This is a genomic window from Listeria monocytogenes (assembly GCF_013282665.1).
GTDB lineage: Bacteria > Bacillota > Bacilli > Lactobacillales > Listeriaceae > Listeria > Listeria monocytogenes_C.
In genome coordinates this window covers 1258946-1285047 of the sequence record NZ_CP054041.1, presented here as the reverse complement: position 1 = coordinate 1285047, position 26102 = coordinate 1258946, and the positions used below count along the sequence as shown (strand labels likewise).

Genomic DNA, 26102 nt, shown 5'->3' with positions numbered 1-26102 from the left:
AAGCAGCCATTTAAATCCGGCTGCTTTTTACTTATTTCCTTAAAATCTTCTCCATTTTCTTCCCTTTTGCAAGTTCATCCACCAATTTATCTAAATAACGTATTTGTTGCATAAGTTTATCTTCAATTTCTTCCACTCGGTAGCCACAAATAACTCCGGTAATTAAGGAAGCATTGGGATTCATTTTTGGCGCTAGTTCGAAAAATGTCTCAAAATCAATTTCTTGATCTATGGCTTTTTGTAAAGATGCTTGGTCATAACCAGTTAACCAAAAAATAATTTCGTCCACTTCTTCTTTTGTTCGATCTTTTTTCTCCGCTTTTTGTATGTAAAGAGGATATACACTAGCGAATGACATCGTGTAGATTTTTGGTTTTTTCATGTTGGTGTTCCTCCTTTGTTTACTTTTGACCTCACTTTCTATTGTACCAAAATGAGCTATTTGTTCAATTATTATGTAAGAAAAAAGCATCAACAGAACTAAGTCCATCGAAGCTTTTCGGTATAAAGCGGCTTATTTATTTTTGTTTTTCTTCTTGCTAAATATCGACCGAAACGAGCGCTTCATAACATCAAAGAAACTGAGCGAACTCACCATATTGGCTGGGTCGACATAAACTCTTATTTTACGTAAAACTTCTTTAGGCTTTTTAGAAGCAAATGTATATGTGCCGTTGCGCTTTGTTTTAATGGCGTAGCGAGGAATCCACTTACCTTTTAACATAACAGATACAATAACTTGATCTACTTCTTCCCAAGGGATTTGGACGAATTTACGCACATCGCGTGAGTTAAAAAATTCAAAACCTTTGTCGCCAATCATAATTTTCCCGTAATCTGTAAGTCCAGTATACGCGGTGGCATCTATTGTTAAGTCTACCTTTGTATTAATCGATTGAACCAACTGTATTCGCTCCATTTCTTTTCGCTTGTTTTGTTTATTATACCGTATTCGTTTATCTGTGTCATATATCTAAACGAAAAGAGGCTAGGTGAATATTGCACCAGCCTCTTTTCGATCAGCTTATTTTTACAGAAGCCCGATTAAGTGACCAACTATACCAACTACGAATAGACCTAGAATGATGATAATTGGGCTGATTTTTTTCTTAAGTAACCACATACATAGGAATGTAAGAGCTACTGCTGCAAGTCCTGGGATTAAGTTATCCAAGTTATTTTGCAAGGTTGTTACTTTAATTTCAGAAAGAGCTAAACCTGCTTGTTGTTGTTCTAGAGCAGTTTTGATACCTTGAGCGCCTTGTGGAAGATGACTCCAATCAATGTAGGCACCTTCATCAAGTTTAACTTTCGAGATAATTGGCGCGAACTGGATATTTACCCATCTCTGCACCAAGGCGGCGAGGACGAACATCCCGAGTATCGAAGCACCTTTTGTAATGTCTTGTAGTAAGCCACCAGAAAGGTCATCAGTAATTTTAGAACCAGCTTTGTAGCCGAATTCTTGTGTATACCACATGAATCCCCAACGGATTACGTTCCAAGCAACGAAGAATAAGATAGGTCCAAGAATGTTTCCACTCAAGGCAAGAGAAGCACCTAATGCACCTAACATTGGACGAATTGTAAACCAGAATACTGGGTCACCAACGCCAGCTAGAGGTCCCATCATACCAACTTTAACCCCTTGAATTGCTACATCATCAACTTCTGCACCGTTTGCACGTTCTTCTTCCAGTGCAAGTGTTACTCCAAGAATTGGAGATGCAATATATGGATGTGTATTAAAGAATTCTAAGTGACGTTTTAGAGCTAGCGAACGATCTTCTTTAGTTTTATATAATTTTTTAATAGCGGGAATCATAGAGAATGCCCAGCCACCATTTTGCATACGTTCGTAGTTCCATGAACCTTGAATGAACGTAGAGCGCCATGCTACGCGTAGACGGTCTCTCTTTGATAATTCGATTTTTTCTGCCATTCTATTCTCCTCCTTTTTTTATTAATAGTCGTTTAATATATCGCCCAGTGGATCGCGAGAGTTTCCGCCTCCACCGCCGTTTGAGTTACCGCCACCCATTTTAGATAGGTTAAGGTAAATAAGAGCAAGTGCAACACCTAGAGCACCAATTGCGATAAGTGTAAGTTGAGAAATTGCAGCTACTACGAAACCGATAACGAAGAACGGCCATACTTCTTTAGTAGCCATCATGTTAATAACTAGTGCATAACCAACGGCAACTACCATTCCTCCACCGATAGCCATACCATCTGTTAACCAAGCTGGCATTGCTTCTAAGAAAGATTGAACGCTGTCTGCTGGGATGAATAAAAGTGCTGCTGCTGGAATTGCGATACGAATACCTTGCATACAAATTGCTGAAATATGTAACCACTCTACGCTGCGTATATTCCCTTTTTCAGCGGCTCTGTCCATTAAGTGAACAATTGGAACTGCCAATGTACGAACGATCATTGTTAAGAAAAGACCTGCTACTGCAAGTGGAATTGCAATTGCGATTGCGGACGGAATACCTGCTACCCCTTGTCCACCTAATACTAATATGATTGCTGAAGCTACTGAGGCAAGCGCGGCATCTGGTGCTACGGCTGCTCCGATGTTTGCCCATCCAAGTGCGATCATTTGTAGAGTTCCGCCAAGGATGATACATGCTGTTAAGTTACCTGTTACGAGACCAATTAATGTACATGCGATTAATGGCTGATGGAACTGAAATTCATCTAGAATTCCTTCAATACCTGCTAAAAATGCAATAAGTACTACTAAAATTATTGATATGACAGACATAATAAACCTCCTATTTTAATTTTTTATTGTGTCTTTAATTCATTTTTTGCTTTTTTGATAATGTCATCCATGTTTGCGCTTGAGTCATTAGGGACTTTACGCACATCGAATTTAACGCCTTTTTCTTTTAATTTCTCAAAAGTGGCAACATCATCTTTCCCCATGGAAAGTACTTTGCTAACAACAACTTTACCTACAGAGTGAGCCATGGAACCAACGTTTACTTGTTCGATTTCTACGCCACCTTCAATTGCGCGTAAAACATCTTGAGGATTTTCGAATAATAAAAGTGCTTTTGTATTGCCGAAACGTGGATCTTTTGAAATCTCAATCATTTTTTGGACTGGGATAACGTTAGCTTTTACTCCTGGTGGTGCTGCTTGTTCGATTAATTTTTTACGAAGATCGTCTTTTGCAACTGCATCTGAAACGACGATAATTCTTGTTGGGTGTGTTGCTTTTGTCCATGCAGTGGCTACTTGACCATGCAAGAGACGTGAATCAACACGAGTTAAAACAAATTCGATTTTGCCATCACCAACTGCAGCGATTTCTGCTTGTGGCTGTTCAGTAGCTGTTACTTGCGGCTGAAGTTCTTCTGGTTTCACGCGGATACCTTCTTGAGCTGGCGCAAGGATATTTGCTGCGATTTCGTGTGCACTTTCCATTGTAAAACGTGATGAGAAAGCTTCAATCAGCATTGGCAAATTAAGTCCTGCTACGATTGCCCACTTATCTTTATGTAGTTCATAAAGACCGTTTGCTTGATTGAATGGTGTGCCTCCCCAAAGATCCACTAAGAATAAAACTTCATCTTGGCTATCAAAGGATGCAATTGCAGCTTCCATTTTAGCTTTGATGTCTTCTGGACCTTCGCTTGGCATCAAAGTGATTGCTTTAACGTTTTCTTGCTCGCCGAAAATCATTGTTCCGGACTGCAAAATACCTTCAGCAAATTCACCGTGAGTTGCGAGGATAATTCCTACCATCTTTTTCCCTCCTAATATAATTCATTTATTTTGCTACCCGCTCTATTTATTGCAAGTTCTGTGCCAACTTTTTAGTATCGCTTCTAAAACACTGATATATCAATGTATTACTGTTTTATATTATTACAGTATTAATTAGTGTATCGTTAGACAATACAGAAAATGCAACTTAATAATTTAGTGTATCCAAGAAACACACATTGTATATTAAAAAACATTATAAAGTTATACTAATCTGTAGAAAAAGCAAAAAAACTACTCAAACATAATATTTGAGTAGTTTTTTTATAGTATTTCTTTTATGAGGCACATGATGCTTTTAATGGCTGTACCAGTTCCCACGGGGTCATTTTAACATTAATTTCACCCTGTTCTGCTAAATTATTTATTATCACAGAAGTTGTTGATACAGAGCATTTTGCTAATTTAGCGAGGACATAGATTTTAAGCCATCTTGGAAATACAGGATTTTGTTCTGGTTCTAGATTATATCTTTCAATTACTTTTCGTAGAACCATTTCAACACGTTCTTCTGGATAAGCTGACATTAATTGTCTTTGCCATTCTATGCTCCGCTCAAAATCTTCCGCTATTTGCAGAAAGAAATTTGGCAACAACTTATCTTCGTCTAGCTTTTCAAGTATTTCGTCTGTTGAAATAACGCTATACGTGGTATGTTCAAGAGCAGCTAGCAAAAGACCTCCATCCGTTGTAAAAATAATACGTTGATCTGCAAAAACGCGTTGAATTGTTGGCTTTTTTTCCATACTTTCTTGCACCATTAGTCCTTTTTCCATAACAATTAGCTGTCCATGTCGTAATTTTAGTTCCTTACCTACCTCCAATTCTTGGTGAGTAAGAGAAAAATTCTTCCTAATCCATGAATAAATCAGTGAATCTTGGGTGACTAGTTGATGAAATTCTAAAAAAGTCATTTTTCTACTTCCTTTCCTCCCAGGTATGTGAAATCTTGGTTTTCGGTTGAAACATTGTATCTGTTTAACTAACTTTACACAGAAAAGGTTTATTTGAAATGTCGGGAAAAGGTAGGCTAGTCTTGCTATCCTACCTTCCCCTTTTATTTCTATTAATTATCCGTGGCGTCTTCTTTGTCTAAATAGCCATAAGAATAATGCAAATCCTACTAGACAAGCACCCGCTAGGATAACCCATAAGTTCATTTGGTCTCCTGTTTTTGGTATTGCTTGTTTGTATGTTGCTATTCGTTGCTGACCAGCTTTCACTCCTATCTCGCTATCATCATCAGAAGGTGTTACTGTTACTTTTTCGTCTTCTATTTGAATCATAGCTACGACAGAAAGCTCTTCTTTACCTGCATCGTCAGTTCCTTCGTTTGGATCAATTGTATAAGTGATTTTGTATGTGCCAGGTTTTTTCGTATTGACTTTACCTTCCACTTTCACATTAGAAAGCGGGATATCACTACCATCTCTGGACATTGCTCGTACGAAATTGTCTTTTGGATCCCACTTCGCATTTGTTTTTAATTTACTATCCGTAACAATAATTTGCGCATGGTTTTTTAGGACAGTTACATGAGATACACTTGTCACACCATCGTAACGATAAGTGATTTCATATGTTCCAGGTGTTTTAGTATCTACAAGCCCAACAACTGTTACATCAGATAGCTTAACATCATCGCCTTTTTTATCTAGCGCCAAGTCAAAATTATCTTGAGCATTCCACGTTTTACCAGCATAAATTGTGCTGTCATGAGATTCTACTTTCGTTTGTCTTGGTTTCACTGTGATTTGTACTACTTTTGATACCTTTTGATAGCTATATTTTACTGAATAGGTGCCTGGTGTTGTTAAGTCCACTTTTGGATCTTCTTCAACAGTTATATCTTTATAAGCAACTGTTTTTCCAGCTTTATCAATAGCATCGTCAAAATTATCTTTAGCACTCCAGCTATCTCCCGTATAAACTACAGAATCATGCGCATTTATCGCTGTTTGCGGATTTTTCACGGTTACCTTAATGGTCTTAGAAAAACCGTCATATTTATACGTAATCGAATAGGTTCCTGCTTGAGTCATATCCACATTTCCTTCTACTTCTACATCTGAAAATGCGACTGTTTCTCCATCTTTATTTTTTGCGCTATCAAAATTATCTTTTGCTTCCCAGCTCTCGTCTACATATACCGTGGAATCGTGAGCGTTCACAGCTGTTAAAATATTTTTGACTGTAAGTGTAACTGTTTTAGAAGCTCCATCATAGCTATATTTGAGTTGGTACGTGCCTGCCTTATTTGTATTGACAGTAGGTGTTTCTTTTACCGTTACATCTGAAAAGGCTACTGGATCTCCATCTTTATCTACGGCGTTATCAAAATTATCTTCCGCAGTCCAGCTATCTCCTACATAAATAGTAGCATCGTGGGCATTAATCCCTTTTTTATTTTCTTTAACAGTGACTGTGATTGTTTTCTCTACACCACCATACGTATAAGTGATTGGGTATGTGCCTGCTTGGGCTGTATTAACTGTATTAGTTACAGATACTTTCGCAAAACCGACCGCATTTCCATCCCTATCTGCCGCACTATCAAAATTGTCTTTTGCAGTCCATGTATCATTGGTATAGATTGTGGAGTCATGCGCATTCACTTCCGTTGCATCTTCTTTAACCAAGATATTTACTGTTTTAGTTGTATCATTGTATTTATAAGTGACTGAGTACGTTCCAGCTGTTGTTGTATCAACGTTTCCAGTAACTTCGATATCTGCAAAAGTAAGCGTGTCACCTTCTTTATTTAATGCACTATCAAAGTTGTCTGCTGCTCTCCAGTTGTCACCAACATAAATTGTAGAGTCATGCGCGTTCACTTCCGTTAAATCTTTCTCCACTTTCACTTCAACGACTACTTCAACTTCTTTGCCGTCTTTTTCAAGTGTAAGAGTCAGTGGATACGTGCCACCACGATTAGAACCATTTTTAAGTGCATTTAACTGCGCTTCATCTACTTTAACCACATTCGTACGATCTTCAGCGTTTGAATTCACACCATTTTTTATTTCTTCAAATGCTGCTGTTTTAGCTTTACTTACAGCTTGAGCTTCTGTAAGAGCTATTGCCTCTTTGTATTCTAAAGTGAAATCCGTTGCTCCGATTTTAAGTTCATCTTTCTGAGCAAGCTTACCATTCGCTGTTGTTACATAAACAGGGGCGGTAGATTTTTTCTCTGTTCCAAAAATATCTTTGATTGTGATTGTTAAATCTGTAGCAGCAATGGTTTTTCCTTTAGTAGAAACACCTACAATTGCTCCAGAGCCATCCGTTAACGTTTTCGCTGTTGCGATGGTAGGATCTGCTGTCGTCCATTTGTATCCATCTGTAGTAGCTAGAATTTTTTGGAAAATATCTGGTTCAATCGTATCTTCTGCCGCTTCACCGTTTGTATGAGCTACTTTTGGTAAAGTGATTTTCAAACTCTTGCTCTCTTGAACTAATTTCTCATTCAAGTTTACTTTTAAATCTGATTCAGGCACGTAAGAAATGTAACCTGCATTGATGTGTTGTGCATCTGGCTGCGCTGGGTCAATTTCTTTTACCCAACCAGTATCAGTGCCTAAATTCGGTGCTGCACTGTTTATTGATTTATCTTTACCTATATTTTGTAAAGTAAGTTTATGACCTTCTTTATCAGGAAACTTAACTGCGTACTTACCGTAACCAATTCCTAAATTATAGTCAAACTTGTATTCCCCGTTAGCATCTGTTGTCGTAGTGACATTTTGGCCGTCTTTAGTAAACGGTTCGTACGTTGAATTTGTTTCATTCCATTTATATAATTCAACTACTTCATTCGCAAGTGCGGTATCATTTTGCGTTGATTCATACAAGCCATTGGCATTTTTATCTTTAAATAGCTTACCTGCTACTTCTACAATTACTAATTCTGCCCCTACTCGAGTTCCTGCAATAGACCCGGAATACGTGTTAGTTGTAACAGCGTAATAAGGGTTGTATACATCTCGTTCACCAATTTTATTTCCAGTTGCAGCAGAATCAAATGTTTCATCTACTTTTAGTGGAACCTTAATTGTTTGGGTTTCTCCAGAAGCAACCTCTGTTTTCACTTTGATACGAACCATGTTTGCTTTTCCGTAATCTGTAAGTGAATTACTGTAGATACCATCTGTTGTGTAGTTGTTTGCAGTTGCTTCCGTTGTATAACTAATTTCAAACTGCGCTTTTTGTTCAGCTGTCATCGCTAGCGCATCACTTAGTTTCATATCCCATTTGAAAGGTTCACTTTGGAATTTTGAACCAAAGTTTTGACCAGTTTTCGGAATCGGGATATAAATGTCTAGGCTCTTAGCACTGCCACTAGATGTATTCGTAATTTTAACCATATAATCAGCGTCAGTTCCAGGTGTGAAATACGAAACCGTGCTATCGTCATCTTCTACATAGGCAGCTTTGGCTCCTTCTCCAGCTACATTTAAGAATGTTTCTACAGTAACTGTATCTTGTTTCGGAACACTTATCGTACTTGTATTGGTAGAAAGTAACCGTTCCGCATCTCTACCATTTTGGTTGACGTCTAAGCCGTTGTCTGGAAAAACGTTTGCTCCTAATGCTGAGGTAACATTGCTTCCACCCCACGCTAATAGTTCTTGAATATCAGTATGGATACTTTTACTTAATGTCATATCAAATGTTGTGTTATAGCTGATATTCAAATATTGTTTTTTAGCAGGATAGCCAATAAACTCCCCTACTGTCACATCTGTTGTTTTAATTACATATACTTTTTCACCTGTTCTAGCAGATTTAGCCTCAACTGTGAAGTCAACTTCTTTCCCATCTTGGTCTGTTAATTTAATGGAACCAGGTTTGACAGTAGTTCCCTCTAACTGACGTAAATAAATTTCTGGGTTATTAAGCACAGATCTTGTTCCATATGGATATTCATGCATAATAAGTGAAGCTTTCGTTGTTACTGTTTCTCCTGCACGAGCAGTTTTAACTTGTGTACCTTCACTGTTATAGAATGAAGCTGTACCATTGGCTGCTGTCGTTACGCTATTGCTTACTGTGTAAGTGGACGAGCCAGAAACTTTCGTACTAGCTTCATTATCCGCATCCCAAATATTTGCCTCAAATTGAACAGAGGTAATACCTGGTTTAACAATACCGTAAGACGTACTGTTAGCCGCTTTAAACGGAGCAGAGGTATCAATATTAGTAAAACCAACACTGAAATCTCCAACATTTGCTTTTACTTCTGTAAAGTACTCGCCTTCTTGAAGTCCTACTGTTGCTGCTTCTAGTGTAAGCATTTTATTTCCGTTAGTTTTCGGAAGTGTTCCATCATAAGTTCGATATTCTGGGTTTAAGTTCGTTTTATACTGGATATCTTTTACTTTGTTACCCGGATAAGTTCCATCAAAAGGTAGATTTACTGTATAAGCTTCCCAGTTATCATCAAATTTAATTTGGTAAATTTGATTTGTTTTTACTCCGGCAGTTTGCTTATTGTTAATTTGAACAAGTCCTGCCCAAGTTTCATTATCTGGATTGATATAGTAGTTTCTTGGTAACATAACCATTTTATTTGTGGATCTACCTACTACTTTACAGATATCTTTTGCTGCTAGTGTTGTCGTATCATTTGAATCATTTGTTAATGCATCTGTTTCAAACACTTGGTCGTCATAAGTGGTAATGACAGCATGTGGTACTTTAGGGGAAGTATAAGTCCCCACATCAGTTCCCTCTGGTATCTTATATTTAACCGCATAAATTGTTTCAATGATTCCGTAGTAGTTTTCTTGATTAAAATCAATCACTACTTTATTCTCACTTGAATAATGCGTGATTGTTCTATTAGCATTATTTGCAAGTAAACCTCTACCTTCATTAACTACTCCGACGTACTCCATGCCTTCTGGGTAGTAAAGGGTTATTTTAACATTTTTAGGAACGAAGATTTTCGAACCACGTGCATCCATTGAATTGATACCATTAACTACGGAGTAAGGCTTCGTATAGTTATAGGAATCCTCTGTATCTGTACTTGGCATAACTTCTGGTAAAAATGAAGATGTATACCAGTTTCTAAACATGGTTTCAACATGTCTTTGAGCCGCATAACCTACAACATTTTTTCCATCAGCACGAACGTCTTGTTCTGCAGATGCTACCGGCGTTCCGCTATCACCCATATAAGCGTCTACCTTAATTGGTGATTTTAGATCAGTAGCGCCATAATATTTAGCGGCATCTACTTGCACCGAAAAGTTAAGAGTTAATTTTTCGGTCGCTGGAGCTAAATTATAGCTCACAGTTCCAAATGTCGCTTTATTATATCCGGTTTCTTTATTTGGTACAGTTACAGATGTAATTGAATCGCCAACTGGGTTACCTGCACCAAAATAACTTAATACATTGCTATCAACATTACCTGTTGCTTGAAAATTACTTGGAACAGGAAGTGAAACAAAACGCATACCATCTGGCAAAGTGAAGTTAATCTTTTTACCAGCAGAGTTGTTATTGTTAAATTCTACTGTTACAGAAACGTCTTTAATGTCTCCGTTACCCCAAGCTGTTTTATTATAATCAGGAATGTTTAGAGATACTGTAGGGGCACCTGCTTTAAGCAAACCTTTCTTAGTTGGTGTTTCTGTTACAATTTGATTAGTTGTTTCATTGGCTTCTTCAGTAATTTCGCTTACTTCATAAGAAGCTTTGTATGTTTTTTCCGTTTTATCTTTATCTTGATAGGTAATAACAAAATCAATGGAACCATTTTTCGTCGCAGTATATTCTGCTTCTTGACCATCGACTTTTTTACCATCGGGTGTTTCAATTGTTAAAATTTTAACGTCCGTGCTTTTCGGAGTTGTTTTTAAGGTCAAGTTGGCTTTCTTATTGTCGCTTGAAAGCTCTTTTTGAACATCGTAGGAAACTGATTCATTTCCTTTTTCTTCCGCTGATACTCGGAAAGATGAAAGATTCAATTGACCGAGTATTAGTAAGGCTGCCATGACTAATAACAAGGAACGCCTCAAGCTTTTTATTTTCATCATATAAAATAAATCTCCTTTAATTTTTTTAGACCGTTCATTCATTTGATACATATCCTTAGTTTTTATAAAACCTGTTTATTCTTATGGGTTAATAACGGTCTGTAAACGGGCTTTTTAAGGATTTTATTTTAGTAGTCTAGCGTAAATGCGTTGCCACAACACTAACGCTCCGCCAGCTACGAGTATACTGCAAATAGCTAAATAACTTCTTACGCCCAATTGAATGACCCAAGATGCTTCTGATACGTGTACAAGCAGTAAATACATCGATTTAAGTGCGAAATATCCAGCAAAGTACAACGCAGTGATTAAAACTAAACCGAGTAGCTGTTTAATTTCTTTGTTTAATTTTTGCGGGGTGCGCATTTTCTTCCAATAAGAAACTAAGTGGAATAACCAACTACTCCAAAACATTAGCAGTGTAAACTGAAAAGGAATAGCCACTATTTGCACAACAGCGAAACAAACTAATAATGTCGCACTAATTACAACAAGGAAGGCGGTTATCTCTCCATCAAACTGATATCTTGTATGCCACAGTTGATATCGCTGAATTCTTTCTAAAGGTTTTTCGTCTTTAGAGAAGTAATGGCGAATAACAGCGAGTAACAATAAGATAATGAGAAAAAAAGCAGCAAACAGTCCAATAATTTGTAGCAGTGTCTCAAAAAATCCGATTATCATATGATTCCCCTGCTCTCTGTTTGTTTTCGCTTGCTTAATCTTTCAAAAATCCGTTCTGCTTGTTTGGCATCATCTGAAGCAAACTGGGCCATAATATTCGCTTCATTTTGAACAAGATGTAAATAACCAAGGGCGACAAAGATAGGCTCTGTAGCGGCACTATCTAAAATAGTAATTTCACTATAGTCAAAGAAACTAAGACAATCGATATGATCTTCTAATACCGTTTGCTGTCCTTCTTTTGTGTCGATAACAAAACCCTCTACATCACCTTCAAAAAATTGTCCCATAGGTGAGACGATTTTTAATTTCATTTGCCTCTCCTCCTATTTCAAGTCTTTGTAGGATCCGATAAACAAGAATTCCCGCTCTGAACGTTCGTCATATTCACCGCTTAAAATACGCTCTACACTTACTAGTAGGTCTTCAATTTCAACAAAGATACCCTCTGTCCCAGTGAATTTTTCAGAAACGTAAAATGGTTGAGACAGGAAGTTACGAATTTTCCGCGCTCGATAAACGAGTTTTTTATCTTCATCACTCAACTCAGCCATACCAAGGACGTTGATGATTTCCTGCAATTCCATATAACGTTGCAGAATAAATTTCACTTGTACAGCTAATTGATAATGGCGTTCACCAACAAAAGTCGGGTTAAGTGCCCGGGAAAACGATTGAAGTGGATTAACAGCTGGGAAAATACCTAATGCTGCAATCGAACGCTCTAATACAATCGTTGAGTCTAGATGGCTAAATGTCGCCACCGCAGATGGATCATCAATATCATCGGCCGGTAAGAATACACATTGGATTGAGGTAATCGAACCGTTTTTTGTAGATGCGATTCGGTCTTGAAAATCTCCTACTTCTTTTGAAAGTGTTGATTGATAACCACCTGTAATCGGGATTTTACCTTGTAAAGATGATACTTCGGAACCCGCCTGAATGAAGCGAAAGACATTATCGATAAACAATAGAACATCTTTTTTCTCTTCATCACGTAAATATTCCGCTATTGTAAGACCTGTTAAGGCTACACGCATACGGACACCCGGCGATTCATTCATTTGTCCAAGCACAACCGTTGTTTGTGGTAATACGCCACTGGATTCTAATTCTTTATATAAACCAATACCTTCCCTAACACGCTCACCAACTCCAGTGAAAACGGAATTCCCGCCCATCATACTGATATTGTTAATCAACTCTTGCATTAAAACTGATTTCCCAACTCCAGCTCCACCGAAAAGTCCAGTTTTACCACCTTTTAAAATTGGGCAAATCAAGTCAATAACTTTGATACCTGTATAAAGAATTTCTTTATTTGTATCTAATTCACGAAGTAACGGTTGTTCACGAAAGATAGGCCATTTAACTTTGGCTTCTGGCTCAGGGAGTCCATCAATTGCTTTACCATATACATTTAACATCCGCCCTTGAACTGTTTCTCCAACCGGAACTTCGATAGGGTGACCCAAGTTAACAACTTCCGCTCCTCGTGCCAGCCCGCTAACTTCACCAATTGCAATTGCTGAAACAGTATTAATTCCAGTATGTTGAACGACTTCCGCTAAATAAGTCCCTTGGTGCGTCTCATATTCAAGCGCATGGCTGATTTCAGGGAGTTCGCATTCATTAAATTCAATTTTTAAAACAAAACCACTAATACTAATAATGGTTCCTGTATGTTTTTTCATTTACTCTTCTTCCTTCCTGATCGTCTGTGCACCACTGATGATATCTAGCAACTCACCGGTCTTTTGTTGTAATGCTTTTTTTCTAGCATCGAAAACGGCCTCTTCATGCTGTTTATGAATGTTATCTTTCGCTTGTTTCATCGCAATCCGGCGCATACAATATTCACTAGCTACCGAATAACGGAACATGCTATAAAGCAGACCACATAGATAGTTTTCCAGTAGCAGCTGCTCTACTTGTTCGTCATCCGTTTCAAAATCAAGTACATAATCAACTTCGATTGACTCCGCATCCGATTCTTCAGGAATATCCGGATAAATTTTTTCGCACATTGCTTCTGATTGAACTGCATTGAAGTACTTCGTGAAAATGACATATAACGCATCCATTTCTTGATTATTAATCTGATCAATAAAATCTGCCGTCACTTCTGTAGTTGTTTCCAAATCAATATTTTCAAGCGAAAATTGCAAATAGGTGCTTATATTCTGGCCAAGATTCGTTAAATAACGATGGCCTTGTTCACCCACGACAATCCAATTAATATTCACTTGATCACCAAGAGATTCAATCAATTTATCTATTTCAACAAAAACCTCACTGTTATAAGCTCCACAAAGCCCTCGTTCGGATGTAATTGCAAGTGCAGTAATATTTTTCTCTTCGGGTACTTGTATATTGTGACCGGCATACATCGTTTTTCTCACCCAACGCAAACTTTTCAAGATAGTTTCATAATAACTAACAGCTGCTTCGGCTTTTTCCCGCAACACAGAAAGTTTGCCCAGGGTTGCTAATTCTGTTACGTGGACAATTTTGTAAGTTGAGTTCAGTGCCTTAATTTTTTTTCGCGCCTGATCTATACTACTCAACGGAAAGGCCTCCCCGCTTCCTGAATAATTTCTTCCAATAGTTTGACGTGTGCTTCATCAAGGTCACTAATTTCCTCAATCTGATTAGAAAATGACGCGAAGTCTGGGTGTGCATGGGCTTTTTCTAGTAATAACCCTTTGAAAGATTGAACATTCGTTGGAGCCATTTTGTTTAAGAAACCATTTTGGAATGCATATAAAATAGTAATTAATTCTGGCACGGATAGCGGACTTAGAATATTTTGTTTAAAGAGCTCTGTCAGCATTCGCCCGTCCGTCACCATTTTCATACTTCCTTCATCAAGTGCATTACCAAAATCCAGTAATTCTTTTAACTCTTCAAATTGAGAAAGTATAAGTGTCAGATTTTTACTAAGCTTACGGATAATCGGGTGTTGCGCATCGCCGCCGATTCTGGAAACTGATACCCCGACATCCACTGCTGGCTTTTGACCGCGATTGAACAAATCGGATTTTAAGAACAACTGACCGTCCGTAATGGAAATAACATTGGTCGGAATATAGGCTGTTACATCATCGGATAAAGTCTCAATCATTGGTATTGCTGTGATAGATCCACCACCATGCTCTGGATTCATTTGTACCGCTCTTTCTAAGAGACTAGAGTGGATATAGAAACTATCGCCCGGATAAGCTTCTCTACCAGGTGGACGGTTGAAGAGCAATGTAATCGCTCGATAAGCATCTGCGTGTTTCGTTAAATCATCAAAAATAATTAAAACGTCTTTTCCTTGATCGCGTAATGCTTCTGCGACCGCCATTCCTGCATATGGAGTTAAATATTGGGCGGTAAGGGAATCGCTTGCAGCTGTCGCAACTACTGTCGAATATTTCATCGCACCGTATTTACGTAGCGTTTCAATTACTTCGGCAATATATGCTGCTTTTAAGCCAATTGCTACATAGATACAATGCACATTTTGATCATGTTGATTAATAATTGTATCTACAGCGATTTGGGTTTTCCCAGATTGTCTATTTCCAAGAATTAATTGACGTTGCCCCCGCCCAATTGGCGTTATAGAGTCGATTACTGCCAGACCTGTATTCAGTGGACGAGTAACGCTGTCAATTGTCATAATGGCTGGAGTTACACAGAATAGCGGGGAACTAGCGGTTGGCTGCTCATCACTTATGTCGTATAACATTTTTCCGGTCGTATCAATAATACGCCCTGCCATGTCTTCAAAAAGATTTACTTCGATGAAATGATCTGTAACAGACACTATCATTCCTTCTAAAATATTATTTGTTTTATCAATTAAACCGATACCGACAAATTCTTCATTAAGCTCAAGGATTACCCCACGGTGTGTACCATCAATGATAACCGCTTGGTGAAGAGCTGCATTTTCTAAGCCAGAAGAAAAAATTACACCATCAGAGATTTTCTCAACCCGGCCATGTTCTTTTAAATATTCCAAATCCACAGGGGTTTCGTATTTGTTCATATCAAAATGAATAGTTTTCAAAGTCTCACTTCCGATTCCATTTTTTCTGTTGTGCGCTTGATTAGTTCTTGATAGCTCATATCAATCGACTTTGTTCCATAATTGATAATAACGCCACCAATTAATTCCTTTTGAACTTGATACTCGATTTTATAGCTTGTATGTGTTGGTCGCCACAGCTTATCAAAATGACTTGCTGATTCTTCATTAGCAACATTTACACAGATAAGCCCTGTATAAAAGTGAACGTTATAAACCTCTATATAGTTCCGATAAAGTCCACGCGTTTGACGATAAGAAAAATGCGTCAACATATAGAATAGGAATTCAACAAATTGATGATTTAATCCATCTAATGTGCCGTCTTCACGCATTACTTTTAATTTTTGTTCCGGTGACAAATAGCTACTCTGATAAATTTGTTTCACAGAAAGCTTGCTTGCACGCTCATTAAACGCCTCAAATGATTTTGTAAATGCATGTAATTCTTCCGGTTTGTGCATTTCAAATAATCGTAAAAGGACTTTGTAAGGAAGGGCTAGTCGAATTTTCTCGACTCGGACTAAGGCATCAAATTCACGAATTGCTTCCGTAAATAGTTGCGCCTCCTCCTCCTCAGATGTGATAAAAACCTTTTGGACGATTTCGTTAACGCAGCTACTTAGCGATTTAAACGGTGCATGCGGCGTTGTTTCAACACTTGGAACTTCCACAATTTGTGTTGGTGTTTCATTTTTCCAAAGTTGTAATTCTTGTTCATATTGTCTATTCCGAGCAACTAACTGATCTATTTCTTCCAAAAAAATAGTCTCTTTCTGTTCTGCCTCAATAGCTAATTGCCTATTTCTCTGTTCTTCTTGATTTGTAGCAACTTTTTGTCGTTTTAGGCGACGTAATAAACTTTCTTTTTCAAGCGACTTATCTTGACTAATTTCGTAAAAAAAACTCGTCAAAATGTTTTCCAGTTTTTGCAGGGTGAAATATAGTAAATACAAAAAACCAACTGCAAAAATTCCATAAAGGACTATTGTTTGAATCAACTTTTCCATGCTCTCACCTATCATATGAACGGGTTAACCCACAGCAAGATGACTGCGATTGCCAGTGCAAAAAGCATTAATGCAACAATCATTAGAAGCCCTAAAAAGAGGCCTCCCATAACTTCTTTTTTTGCATTCGGGTTTTTTCCGATAATTTCTGTTGCTCTACTTACCGCGATTCCTTGTCCAATTGCAGCTCCCAAAGTCGCAAGCCCAATTGCGAGTGCGGCGCCAATTACGCTACATGCAACTACTAAATCCATTATTATTTCCTACCTTCTATATGAGATTGGGGTACTGAGAAAATGTACCCCTCTACTATTCTTGATATACATACAGTTGCAACGTGCCCTTCGTATCATAAACAGCAATACGGTAATCAAAATTTTCTTTCGCAATCCTCGAAATGCTTTCCATATGGCTTACTAATCCAGTTTCATCAGCCGTCAGTTCTTTGTTAGTAAACGAAGTCCAACCATCACTTGTTCCAACCGCACGTCTTTCAAATGCTACGCGATACGTTTCGCCTGCTTTTCGTTGCATCGAAAATATCATGTCATAAGTGGCATTTTGAGGGGCTAGAACTTCTTCAATCTTCGTTGCTATACCTGCATTGCGTGCTGTTTCTTGTTCAGGGTCCTCTGCTTTTTCTGTACTATTTTCCTCTGTTTGAAACGGTGTTAGTGAAATAGTTAGTTTCGCATCTTTATCGTACTGAATGTCTTGTTTAATCGGATATTCGAATGTTTTACTTTCTTTTGTATCATTGTTTGTTGTTTTAAGGACTAACTTAGCTTCTAAATCAACTGTTTCTTCATCAGTAATCGGTACTAAACGAATACTTCCTTTTTCTTGATTAACGATTTTGTAATCTACTTCGGACTTAGCTTCATCCTTCAACTCAACCGTTGCCTGATTTAAGGTGTAATCCGTTGATGCCCAGTCGTATTCTACTTGCACAACTTTGTCTACTGATAAATTAGCACGTAAACTTCTTAAAACAGTTGCCTGCATTGTGTAGTATTTTTCTGAGTTATTCAATTCGATTGTTTCACCGTTTTTCATTTCGATAATGGTTTGGAATTGGTACGCGCTACTCGGAGCTAAGTCTGTAACATTTAGAAGTTCTCCATTGCCGTTAATAAAGTTCGTACCAACATTCATATAGAAAGAATCACCATTCGCTTTTTTCACTTTAATTCGAGCTCGTTTAATGCCTTCTATTTGTGCATCTAATGCAATATTTACTTTGATAGATGTGCTAGTCACACTTTGCATTTGATAAATAGCTGATACTGATTGGGTAGTGAACGAGTCGCTCTTCATGTTCACTTCTTGAATGCCTTTATCTGTTCCTAAATCATATTGATAAGTAAATTCAAGATGGTATTTCCCATTAGGTGAAAGTCCAGTTAGTGTAGCTTCTGTATCTGTAGCAGATGCATAATGTGAATTGATAGTTTTACCAGTTTTTTCATCTACAACACTAATCTTTGTTACACCAATCAAGGTATTATTTGGATCCGAATAATTGTAGCTGACTTTCGCACTTGTTACACCCGGTGCTATATAGCCAATCCTTAATACCGGTATATTTCGTTCTAATTTTTTGTTCAGTTCTTCAATTTTCTTAAGAACCGCTTCATAATTATCAATTTCTTCTAAGTCTTTTTGCGTAGTTCCACTTGAACCACTTTTACTACCTGTAGTTCCTGCGTCAGCTGAGCCGCTACCTGCTTTTATCTCATTGCCATATTTCTTCGTGGCATTAAGACCATTGCTTGCAGATTCATTTTTATCGCTGGTTTCGCCGCTCGATTGTTTATCATTTGTAGCTGTTTTCTCACTAGATGCTTTCTTTTCTTCTTCAGCAGCCTTTTTATCTTCAGCGTCTTTTTCGTCTTTTTTCACGACGATTTTTTCATTATCTGTTCCGCCGAAGCTAGCAAGATCGATTTTGCGTTCACCAATGGTATACGTTTCATTACTCGCATCTAAAACTGTCTCATCATTAACTTTTAATGTCATATGACCTAAATAACGGCTTTTCTTTTTATTTTCATAAATAGTGACACTTCCGGTTTTATCAATGAGAAGAAGTGGTTTGGAAACTTTCTTAATTTCTTTTCCACCAAGGTAAAGAGTTGCCTCTGCATTCAAGAAATATTGACGATTGGCTAGCTTTACAATACTTTTTTCAGCGATTTCTGAGTTTTTATACTGATAGGAAGTGCCTTTTGGTTCATAGATTTGTCTTCCTTTTAACTTCGTACTAACACCATTTATATCAATGACCGGCACACTTTTAGTGAACATTAACGCATCTTTATCTAAATAAAGAATCGTGCTTTGCATAATTTTATTGCGCGTGTCGTCTTCATCATTTTTGGCGATTAATTGATCATCATTCCAGCTTCGATAAAGTGTGTGCCCTTTTTGAAATTGCAATGTTTCTTGTTCATCATTTAGAACCACACCATTACTAGGGAGGGAGACAAGATCATATCTTGCCTCTTTAAAAGATCCCCATAAGATTACAGAAATAATGATTAACGGAACAGCTGCAACGATTACACCTATTTTCCATGTAGGTTTCATTTACTTGCCTCCAGTTCGATAATCCCAAAAGTTTTTCCTGATTCTGCTTCTTTCACAGTAACTTTCGAATCATGATAATTTGCATCAAATTCCACACCGTCATTTAGCTCTTGTTTTTCGATTGTTTTGGTTTCCGTGAAATCTTTGCCGAACCATGACTGCACTTCTTCCCATGCGGAAAGTTCTTTCGGCTCAATAGTGACCGTCAGTTTTGTTTTTGCATCTGCGGTGTCATTAGCCATTAACGTAAAACCGTCGTCAGTGATATTGGCTTTTAGATTATTTTCTTCGTTATTACCTTGATAAAGAGCGACTGGTTGGTCTTTTTGATTAAATACAGTTATTGCATAATTACTCGTTGGCTTCATAGACAAATTAACAGTTTCGGCCAAATTCTTAGCCTTAACTTCCTCTGTATCCATCACTTTGCCATCTTCATCTTTTAATTCAAATGTGTAAGTTTCTTTTGCTTCTGTATCCACTTTTGTCGTATCTAGCTCTATAGAAACATTCGTATCAGTAGCTCGTACACTTCTAAAAGATTTTAAATTCGCAGCAATATCTTCTTGCAGGGTGACAAAGTTCGATGTTCTTTCATAGGTTTTAACTTCATTCAATGGTGTTCGATAAGTAACAACCATTTTACCTAGGAAACTTTGATCCTGCTTCTTACCTGCAACACTAAAGTTTTCAGAAATTGTGGCAGGATACGAACTTGGTAGAGTAACTGTTTTTCTTTCAACTAAGCTGGTTCGCTCATTGTTACCACCATAATCAATCAACTCATAGAACTCTATTTGAACTTTTTCAATAGTTGTGGAACCAGGGCTCAATTCTTTCGCTTGAAACTTGATGTTTTTAGTTGCTGCATCCAGTTGAATTGTCAGTGAGTTTGAACTTACGTATTCATCATCCGTCGTAAAGTTTAAACTAGTACTCCATGGGTGGCTCCCATCACCATTCAAATTGTCATAATTTGTATTGATAGATAATGTATAGCCTGTTGCTGGCTCTAAGTTGTCAAATGTGTTCAGCCAACTAGCTGTACTTCCACCTATAAAAGAGCCATTCTTCACTATTTTTCCAGATGTCGTTTCTTTTAATACATATTGGAATTGCTTATTCGTCCCGCCAACAAAGTAACTATCTGGGTCGTTATAAGAGAATTTCAACGTTGCTTTTCTAGTAGAAACGCTTTCTAGTTTAATCGGTGCACTAACTGTTTTTGGTGGCGTGATAAAAATTGATTTTGCATCGCTTAAGAAAATCGGTGCCTTAGCTAGACTTGTTTTCATAAAGGCCGCAATGACATAGGTTTTTCCTGAAACATAGTTTTGGATGCCAAGATTATTATATAAATTAAATTCTGGCGTTTTCGATAAATTATTAAAAGTTGCTGCTGGCGTCTTAGTGCCTAATTCTTGTTCCAGTGCTACTAGATCCGATAAATTAGACGATATAGTCGAAGCATCATATAAACGATATTCGATATTTGTCAAAACGCTACTTTCATCAATAAAGTTGTTATTTCCTTTGATAGTTCTGAATCCGTAAGCTGCATTCCATGAATAACTTGTTGAAGCCATGCTTGGAAGACTTTTCTCAGTAGTGATTGTTTCGGAATAATATACTTTATCTTTCTCGCCTTCCCCGTCTAACAAATCATATTTTCCTTCCACTTTAATAACATAATTTTTATCCGGTGAAAGCTCCGTAAGAGAGACATCTCGAGTTGGTAGGCCGTCAATTCTAACTGACTTGACTAGCGTTGTTCCATCCTCTTTGTATGCATTAACAAACAGCTCATTTTCGCCATCTTTTTTAACGATAGTATTATCTTTATCTTCACCAATAACATCTAGCTTAACTCGCTTATCATAAATACTAAGCGCCTCAGCTGTAATATTTGGCTCTATCAAAGCTTTTGTAGTAATTGATTGTGAAACTTTCCCAGTCTCTTCTTGTGCAGAGTAAAGATCGATTTTCGAACCAGCTGCTTCCGTAGAAACAAGACCGGATGAAAAGTTCACATAACGACCATTTAGTTCGGCTACGTAGCTTCCATCGTCTTGACGTCTAAAGTTAAATGGATCTGCAGTTTCACTATTACTAATCAGAACCCCACCACGATATGCAATGTAAGTTCCAGTCCAAGTGTTTTTAAATTTAACACCCGCAATATTACCTTCTGAATCAGTTGGTCCTTTCGTAATTCGGTAAACATCTGCTCGATTTGCATTTTTAGTTGTTGATAAACCGCCATTAGATGAAGTTACGAAAGCAGAATTATCATTAAGTGACACATAATAGTTTTCAAATAACTTTTCATTATTAATTCTGTTTTCCATATAGTTCATTTTCATATCAAGCGCTAACTGATAAGAATTGTTAAACCATACATTTCCAAATGGTAAATCGATAGTTTGTTCATCAAACTGCTCGTCACCTATTCTAGCAACTGAATAATCTGGACTAGAACTATTTTCTGCTTGAATACTATAAGTTGTTTTCATTACACTACTTTTCGCTATGTCATTAGGTTCAGGCGTTAGAATCAATGAACGCCCCGTTTCATCGAGTGCAAATTGTGCACTTGCTTGTGGCGCAGTTGTATTCATCGCTACCAAATTTTTCGTCATAAAGACAGTTGATTCTGCAGGTTCGCCACTAGTAATAACGTAATCGCCTACTGTTTTAAGCGTTGTCGCACCCTCACTTGAAAGTGGCAATGTTACGGTGTTCTTTCCGTTTTTAAGTTGTGCGGATCCACCCGTTGAACTAGTGATTTCTAGTTTTCCAGGGATAATGGTTCCTTCGATATCTTTCACATAAACATTGAGTTTCACTTCACTCGCTGTTCTTTTTAAAATTTCATATTCAACAGACGGTTTTTCTTTTTTGATTTGAATTGTTTCGGAACTGATTTCAATACGGTGATCTTCATAATTATCATTCCAAATTACTTCTGCTTTAATCATGTAATCAAAACCGCGCCCTAATTCAGTGCTAGTTAAATCGAAATAAGAATATTTTTCAAATTCAGCTACTGTTGTAACTTCTTGTTCAACAAGTGGCGTGTTTAAGTCATCTGCTTTATAGATTTTATACGTGATGGAACTAACTGCATTATAGTCATCAAGCATTGGTTTTTCTGTGGCTTCAATACCTGCTAACCCGCCCACTTTCATCTTCGTCGGTTGATAATCAAGAAGGACTTTGTCAGTTATTGGTGTTTCTCTTTTTGTTTTAAAGACCAGTTCGCCTTCTACAGGCACTTGGTTCATCCCACTATCAGAACCATCCTCTACTTTTAACAAGTATTCTTTATTAATAGCTAGGTCGTCAAAAAGATATGTTTTTCCATCTGCGCTCATTAGTTTCTCAAAGTCGCTGTTTAAAGGAATCGTTTTTAAAAGTGAATTATCTTTCTTATCATAGATTTTTAAGTTTGCGGCACTCAGTTTTGTCGCAGACTCAGAGAGTTTAATATTAATTTCTGCCTGCGTAGTCGTAACTGATTCCATTGTAAATGTGGCATTTACTTTTGCTATTTCTGTTGTTTGGAACACGCTAGATTGACCAATTAGCTTATCTACCATAATCCCTGAGCCATCATCTAAATCATAAGAAGCTGTCATTACAACTACGTAATACGTTTCACTTTCTAAACCATCATATTCGAGTAAGTTTGTAATGTCGGATTTATTCCGAAGATCAACCGTAGCAACTGGAGTGCCACTATATAAACCTTGCGCATTCGATTTATAAAGTTTTAAAGTTGGATGCGTTAAATTGTCATAAAGTATTGTATTATCAGCATCAAAAACTTCATAATTGATTGTTAATTTATCTTGTTCTGCTTCTTTTAAAGAGAATTCTACAGTCGGTATGCTTTTCATTCCAACTACTACCGCATTAGAAGCCGGAGTAGCAAAGGTAAAGTCAGATTGATTGTTATTACCGGAGATATAAGCCACAAAAACGTAATTCCCATCGCTCATATCAACCGTTCTTCCAACTTTTACGGATGTTTTCTTTTGACTTGCATCAACTACAGAATAAGCATACTCCTTCGCATTCTCACCATTTGCTTTATAATCTTCTTCTAAATAGGCAACATAACGAATGCTAGTAATAGAACTATCTATATCAATTAAATTGATTGGCACAGCTGTGAATTCACCTTTATCAGTACTGTAAGAAAGATTTATTCCTGTCATCGTTGGTTTTGCTTTTAGTGTTGATGCAATGAAATACCAATTCTCATCTGTTACATCTTTACCATCAACTATTAATTTTTCCATTTCGATGATGTATTCTTTGCTGCTGTTTAACGAATCAAATTTAACTCCTGCTTTGCCATTTTTCGTAAGTGCTTTAGCATCGACTTTGACTGTTTTAGAAGTTGTTGCGTTACTGTTGTTTTCTTTGATTCTTAGAACTAATTCATCCACGTTTCCATATAATTCTGTAGCAGTTATCTCTGCTGTCAAACTATCTTGGCTACGTTCGACTATTTTTGGCGTCAATACAACAGGTTTCGCTTCCACTGTTTGGCGGAAGAAAATCGTCTCTTGAATTTTGTCGTTTGCGGACTTGTACTTCCCTTGAACCACGACTTGGTATGTTTCGCCGTATTTCAAGCTATCAAAAGCAAAATTTTGATCTTCTTTCGATGAATTTAATGCTACTTTTTTCACAACTTTATTTTCGCTGTCATATAAAATCGCTTCTAAAGATTGCAGCCGCTTAGAAGAATCGGTTAGTTGTAATTTTGCAGAGGCTTTCTGACCCTTCACAGTCAACTCTACATCTACAATCGGTACTTGGAATGTGCTTAAACTCTCAGCGTCATTTAGCTTTTTGATGATTTCATTAGCTTTACTCACGTCAGTGGTGTTTTGATTATTCTTTGTAGTTCCGCTTTCGTTTGCACCGTTTTTGTCAGCTGTACCTGTGTTCCCACCGCTAGCATCTCCCGTTGCTGCTTCTGTGTTAGCTGCATTTCCATTTGATGTTTGATTTGTTTCTGTTTCTGTTTTTGTTTGTTCATTGTTTTTATCTTCTTGCTTCTTTGTTTCATCCGTTGTGTTTTTTTCTGTTGTTTCTTTTGTAGTTTTTAGATTTCGTTTCTCCGCTTTGTCATCTATTTCAACCTTAATCGAACGAATATCAATATTTTCTTCGGTTTTATTTTGACTAACTAACATTTCCTTCTTCAAGTCAAATTGGTAATGATTATTTTCCATTTCAATATAGGCATCATCGCCCGCTAGTTCCTCTAACGTTTTTTCGCCCATTAATAAAACTTTCTTATTCTCATCAATGGAAACAATAACGTTTTTTGGTAATTTCTTGTTAAGTCCTTTTTTATTTTTTAAATAGGAATTATCTAAAATAATGTAGCGCCCTTCTGCAAGTTTGACTACTGTACCTTTCGGAAGCTGCGCAATCGTTTTGTCTTTGCTAACGCTTGCTTTGTATGTTCCTTTACTTTCAGTGACAAATGTTTTTGAAGGCATCTCGATTAAATCTGATGCGCTTTTAATAGCTACACTTTTACCTAAAAATTGGATTCGTCCATCCTTTAAAAATAATGTTCTCGCCAAGTTAATCGGTTTTACTTCTTTTCCGTCTGAAAGGGTCTTTTCATTATTGAGCCAGGCATCGTTGTACTTCGCATCAGGTGAAAAAGTAACTAATTTGCCTTTCGGGCTATAAGTAAATCCTTCTGTTTCAATAGCATACGCATCATCTCTCATTAGAAAAAATGCAGAAACAATTGCACTAATAGCTAGTACAGCTACAATAATTACGACTAAAATATTTTTCTTCAAGTCCTACTTCCACCTCTTTTGTGTATAAATTTTTTATGCTTGGGAAAGAACTTGACTCATTAGTTCAAGCCTTGTACCATTAGAAAACATCTTTGCCTTGTTTTCCTTTAAATTAGTCCGCTACTTTTTGAACATCTCTTTCAAAGTATTCAAGTCTCATTTCGCGTCCTTTAAGTTTCCATGGGGAAGATTTAATGTCCAGCATTCCTTTATTGTGTAATTCATTTACAGTAGAAGATATCGTGGAAATGGAGCAATTCGCTAGCTTAGCCAGAATATTTATTTGAAGCCACTCTGGAAAAACCGGTAATGTGGTATTAGACAAATTATTTTCTAATAAAAAGTTAAGAGTAGAGACAACTTTGTTTTTCGAATTCTCAGTGCCAAGTAGAGCTTGTCTCTTAAGGTCCTGTTCATTTTTTTCTGCTATTTGTAAAAAGAAGTTGGATAAAATTTGATCTTCTTCTAATTTCCCAAATACACCTTCCGCGCTAATTAAACAAATTTCAGATGTTTCCAAAGCTTTCAATACCACTGGATTTCTAGTTGGGAAAATGAGATTCTTTTCAAAAAAACAGCGTACAATTCCTTTTTTCTTGCCGTCACTTTCTTCTATTAAAGTCCCGCTCTTTACTAATAATACGTGTTCTCTATCTAACGTAATACTTTCCCACGCTTTAATTTGTTTACAAACATAAGAAAAATTATCAAGTAAATATGCGTAAATAATAGCATCTCTTTTAATGTAATCATGGTATTCAATGTACTTCATATATCTAATCATCCTTTCTGAAATTCCATCACAAACTAATTATCTTAGAAATTAAAATATTTTCGTACAGGCAATTACACCTAATTTACGTGAAAATACACGATTTTCGACAATTTTTCGTAACATTTATCTTTTGGTTAAATTGTGGAAAATCGTTAAAATCATTGATAAATCTTACTTATACAAAAAAACAAGTAGAAAACATTTTCCTAAAACAACCGTAAAATAACTAAAAAAGAAGCGAAATTCGATTTAATTTTTGGATATTTGCTTCTTTTATTACTCTTTACCGAGTATATAGAC

The 26102-nt window shown here is 37.0% G+C and carries 17 protein-coding genes; all 17 read right to left on the bottom strand.

What is annotated here, in order from left to right; all coding sequences use genetic code 11:
* Nucleotides 1-31: 31 nt before the first annotated feature.
* The 17 genes from HRK21_RS06460 to HRK21_RS06380 all read right to left on the bottom strand — a co-directional run bounded on the left by HRK21_RS06460 (nt 32) and on the right by HRK21_RS06380 (nt 25799).
* Nucleotides 32-382, bottom strand: coding sequence for a DUF2200 domain-containing protein (locus tag HRK21_RS06460; RefSeq protein ID WP_003740117.1), 351 nt, complete (start codon nt 380-382; stop codon nt 32-34).
* 132 nt (nt 383-514) lie between these two features.
* On the bottom strand, nt 515-904 hold the full coding sequence (locus HRK21_RS06455; RefSeq protein ID WP_003728941.1) for a DUF956 family protein: 390 nt from the start codon (nt 902-904) through the stop codon (nt 515-517).
* 126 nt (nt 905-1030) lie between these two features.
* Nucleotides 1031-1942, bottom strand: a complete 912-nt coding sequence (locus HRK21_RS06450) for a PTS system mannose/fructose/sorbose family transporter subunit IID (RefSeq protein ID WP_003740116.1) — start codon at nt 1940-1942, stop codon at nt 1031-1033.
* 21 nt (nt 1943-1963) lie between these two features.
* A complete protein-coding gene (locus HRK21_RS06445) occupies nt 1964-2770 on the bottom strand; it encodes a PTS mannose/fructose/sorbose transporter subunit IIC (protein WP_003724931.1) in 807 nt (268 codons plus the stop codon).
* A 23-nt stretch (nt 2771-2793) separates the two neighbouring features.
* Nucleotides 2794-3759 carry a mannose/fructose/sorbose PTS transporter subunit IIA gene (locus tag HRK21_RS06440; RefSeq protein ID WP_003728943.1) on the bottom strand — a complete coding sequence of 322 codons (966 nt, stop codon included), beginning with the start codon at nt 3757-3759 and terminating at the stop codon, nt 2794-2796.
* 299 nt (nt 3760-4058) lie between these two features.
* Nucleotides 4059-4694 carry a mpt operon Crp-Fnr family transcription regulator gene (locus HRK21_RS06435; protein ID WP_003740115.1) on the bottom strand — a complete coding sequence of 212 codons (636 nt, stop codon included), beginning with the start codon at nt 4692-4694 and terminating at the stop codon, nt 4059-4061.
* A gap of 156 nt (nt 4695-4850) precedes the next feature.
* Nucleotides 4851-10826 (bottom strand): putative cellulose-binding protein LCP, encoded by a 5976-nt coding sequence (gene lcp, locus HRK21_RS06430; protein WP_070006422.1) that lies wholly within the window; start codon nt 10824-10826, stop codon nt 4851-4853.
* Nucleotides 10827-10949: 123 nt separating this feature from the next.
* The gene (locus HRK21_RS06425) at nt 10950-11510 is read right to left on the bottom strand and encodes a hypothetical protein (RefSeq protein ID WP_069887569.1); all 561 of its coding nucleotides are present in this window, start codon (nt 11508-11510) and stop codon (nt 10950-10952) included.
* Nucleotides 11507-11824, bottom strand: a complete 318-nt coding sequence (locus HRK21_RS06420; RefSeq protein ID WP_069887568.1) for a hypothetical protein — start codon at nt 11822-11824, stop codon at nt 11507-11509. The genes HRK21_RS06425 and HRK21_RS06420 overlap by 4 nt, the downstream gene beginning before the upstream one ends.
* Before the next feature lie 12 nt (nt 11825-11836).
* Nucleotides 11837-13207, bottom strand: a complete 1371-nt coding sequence (gene atpD, locus HRK21_RS06415) for a F0F1 ATP synthase subunit beta (protein WP_003740111.1) — start codon at nt 13205-13207, stop codon at nt 11837-11839.
* Nucleotides 13208-14080, bottom strand: coding sequence for a F0F1 ATP synthase subunit gamma (locus HRK21_RS06410; protein ID WP_003740110.1), 873 nt, complete (start codon nt 14078-14080; stop codon nt 13208-13210).
* Complete coding sequence (locus HRK21_RS06405; protein WP_003740109.1) at nt 14077-15573, bottom strand: F0F1 ATP synthase subunit alpha; 1497 nt, start codon at nt 15571-15573, stop codon at nt 14077-14079. The genes HRK21_RS06410 and HRK21_RS06405 overlap by 4 nt, the downstream gene beginning before the upstream one ends.
* Entirely contained in the window at nt 15570-16601 is a 1032-nt protein-coding gene (locus tag HRK21_RS06400; RefSeq protein WP_077952735.1) for a F0F1 ATP synthase subunit delta, read from the bottom strand. Before HRK21_RS06400 ends, HRK21_RS06405 begins: the two co-directional genes overlap by 4 nt.
* 11 nt (nt 16602-16612) lie before the next feature.
* Complete coding sequence (locus tag HRK21_RS06395) at nt 16613-16855, bottom strand: ATP synthase subunit C-like protein (RefSeq protein WP_003721714.1); 243 nt, start codon at nt 16853-16855, stop codon at nt 16613-16615.
* Between the two features lie 55 nt (nt 16856-16910).
* Complete coding sequence (locus tag HRK21_RS06390) at nt 16911-19190, bottom strand: hypothetical protein (RefSeq protein ID WP_070006374.1); 2280 nt, start codon at nt 19188-19190, stop codon at nt 16911-16913.
* Nucleotides 19187-25027, bottom strand: a complete 5841-nt coding sequence (locus HRK21_RS06385) for an ATP phosphoribosyltransferase regulatory subunit (RefSeq protein WP_070006373.1) — start codon at nt 25025-25027, stop codon at nt 19187-19189. The genes HRK21_RS06390 and HRK21_RS06385 overlap by 4 nt, the downstream gene beginning before the upstream one ends.
* A 112-nt stretch (nt 25028-25139) precedes the next feature.
* The gene (locus HRK21_RS06380; RefSeq protein WP_003740105.1) at nt 25140-25799 is read right to left on the bottom strand and encodes a cyclic nucleotide-binding domain-containing protein; all 660 of its coding nucleotides are present in this window, start codon (nt 25797-25799) and stop codon (nt 25140-25142) included.
* Nucleotides 25800-26102: the final 303 nt, after the last annotated feature.

Coding starts and splice junctions, on each gene's coding strand:
- HRK21_RS06460 (WP_003740117.1), bottom strand. CDS start 382: ATGAAAAAACCAAAAATCTACACGATGTCATTCGCTAGTGTATATCCT.
- HRK21_RS06450 (WP_003740116.1), bottom strand. CDS start 1,942: ATGGCAGAAAAAATCGAATTATCAAAGAGAGACCGTCTACGCGTAGCA.
- HRK21_RS06445 (WP_003724931.1), bottom strand. CDS start 2,770: ATGTCTGTCATATCAATAATTTTAGTAGTACTTATTGCATTTTTAGCA.
- HRK21_RS06440 (WP_003728943.1), bottom strand. CDS start 3,759: ATGGTAGGAATTATCCTCGCAACTCACGGTGAATTTGCTGAAGGTATT.
- HRK21_RS06435 (WP_003740115.1), bottom strand. CDS start 4,694: ATGACTTTTTTAGAATTTCATCAACTAGTCACCCAAGATTCACTGATT.
- lcp (WP_070006422.1), bottom strand. CDS start 10,826: ATGATGAAAATAAAAAGCTTGAGGCGTTCCTTGTTATTAGTCATGGCA.
- HRK21_RS06425 (WP_069887569.1), bottom strand. CDS start 11,510: ATGATAATCGGATTTTTTGAGACACTGCTACAAATTATTGGACTGTTT.
- HRK21_RS06420 (WP_069887568.1), bottom strand. CDS start 11,824: ATGAAATTAAAAATCGTCTCACCTATGGGACAATTTTTTGAAGGTGAT.
- atpD (WP_003740111.1), bottom strand. CDS start 13,207: ATGAAAAAACATACAGGAACCATTATTAGTATTAGTGGTTTTGTTTTA.
- HRK21_RS06400 (WP_077952735.1), bottom strand. CDS start 16,601: ATGGAAAAGTTGATTCAAACAATAGTCCTTTATGGAATTTTTGCAGTT.
- HRK21_RS06395 (WP_003721714.1), bottom strand. CDS start 16,855: ATGGATTTAGTAGTTGCATGTAGCGTAATTGGCGCCGCACTCGCAATT.
- HRK21_RS06390 (WP_070006374.1), bottom strand. CDS start 19,190: ATGAAACCTACATGGAAAATAGGTGTAATCGTTGCAGCTGTTCCGTTA.
- HRK21_RS06380 (WP_003740105.1), bottom strand. CDS start 25,799: ATGAAGTACATTGAATACCATGATTACATTAAAAGAGATGCTATTATT.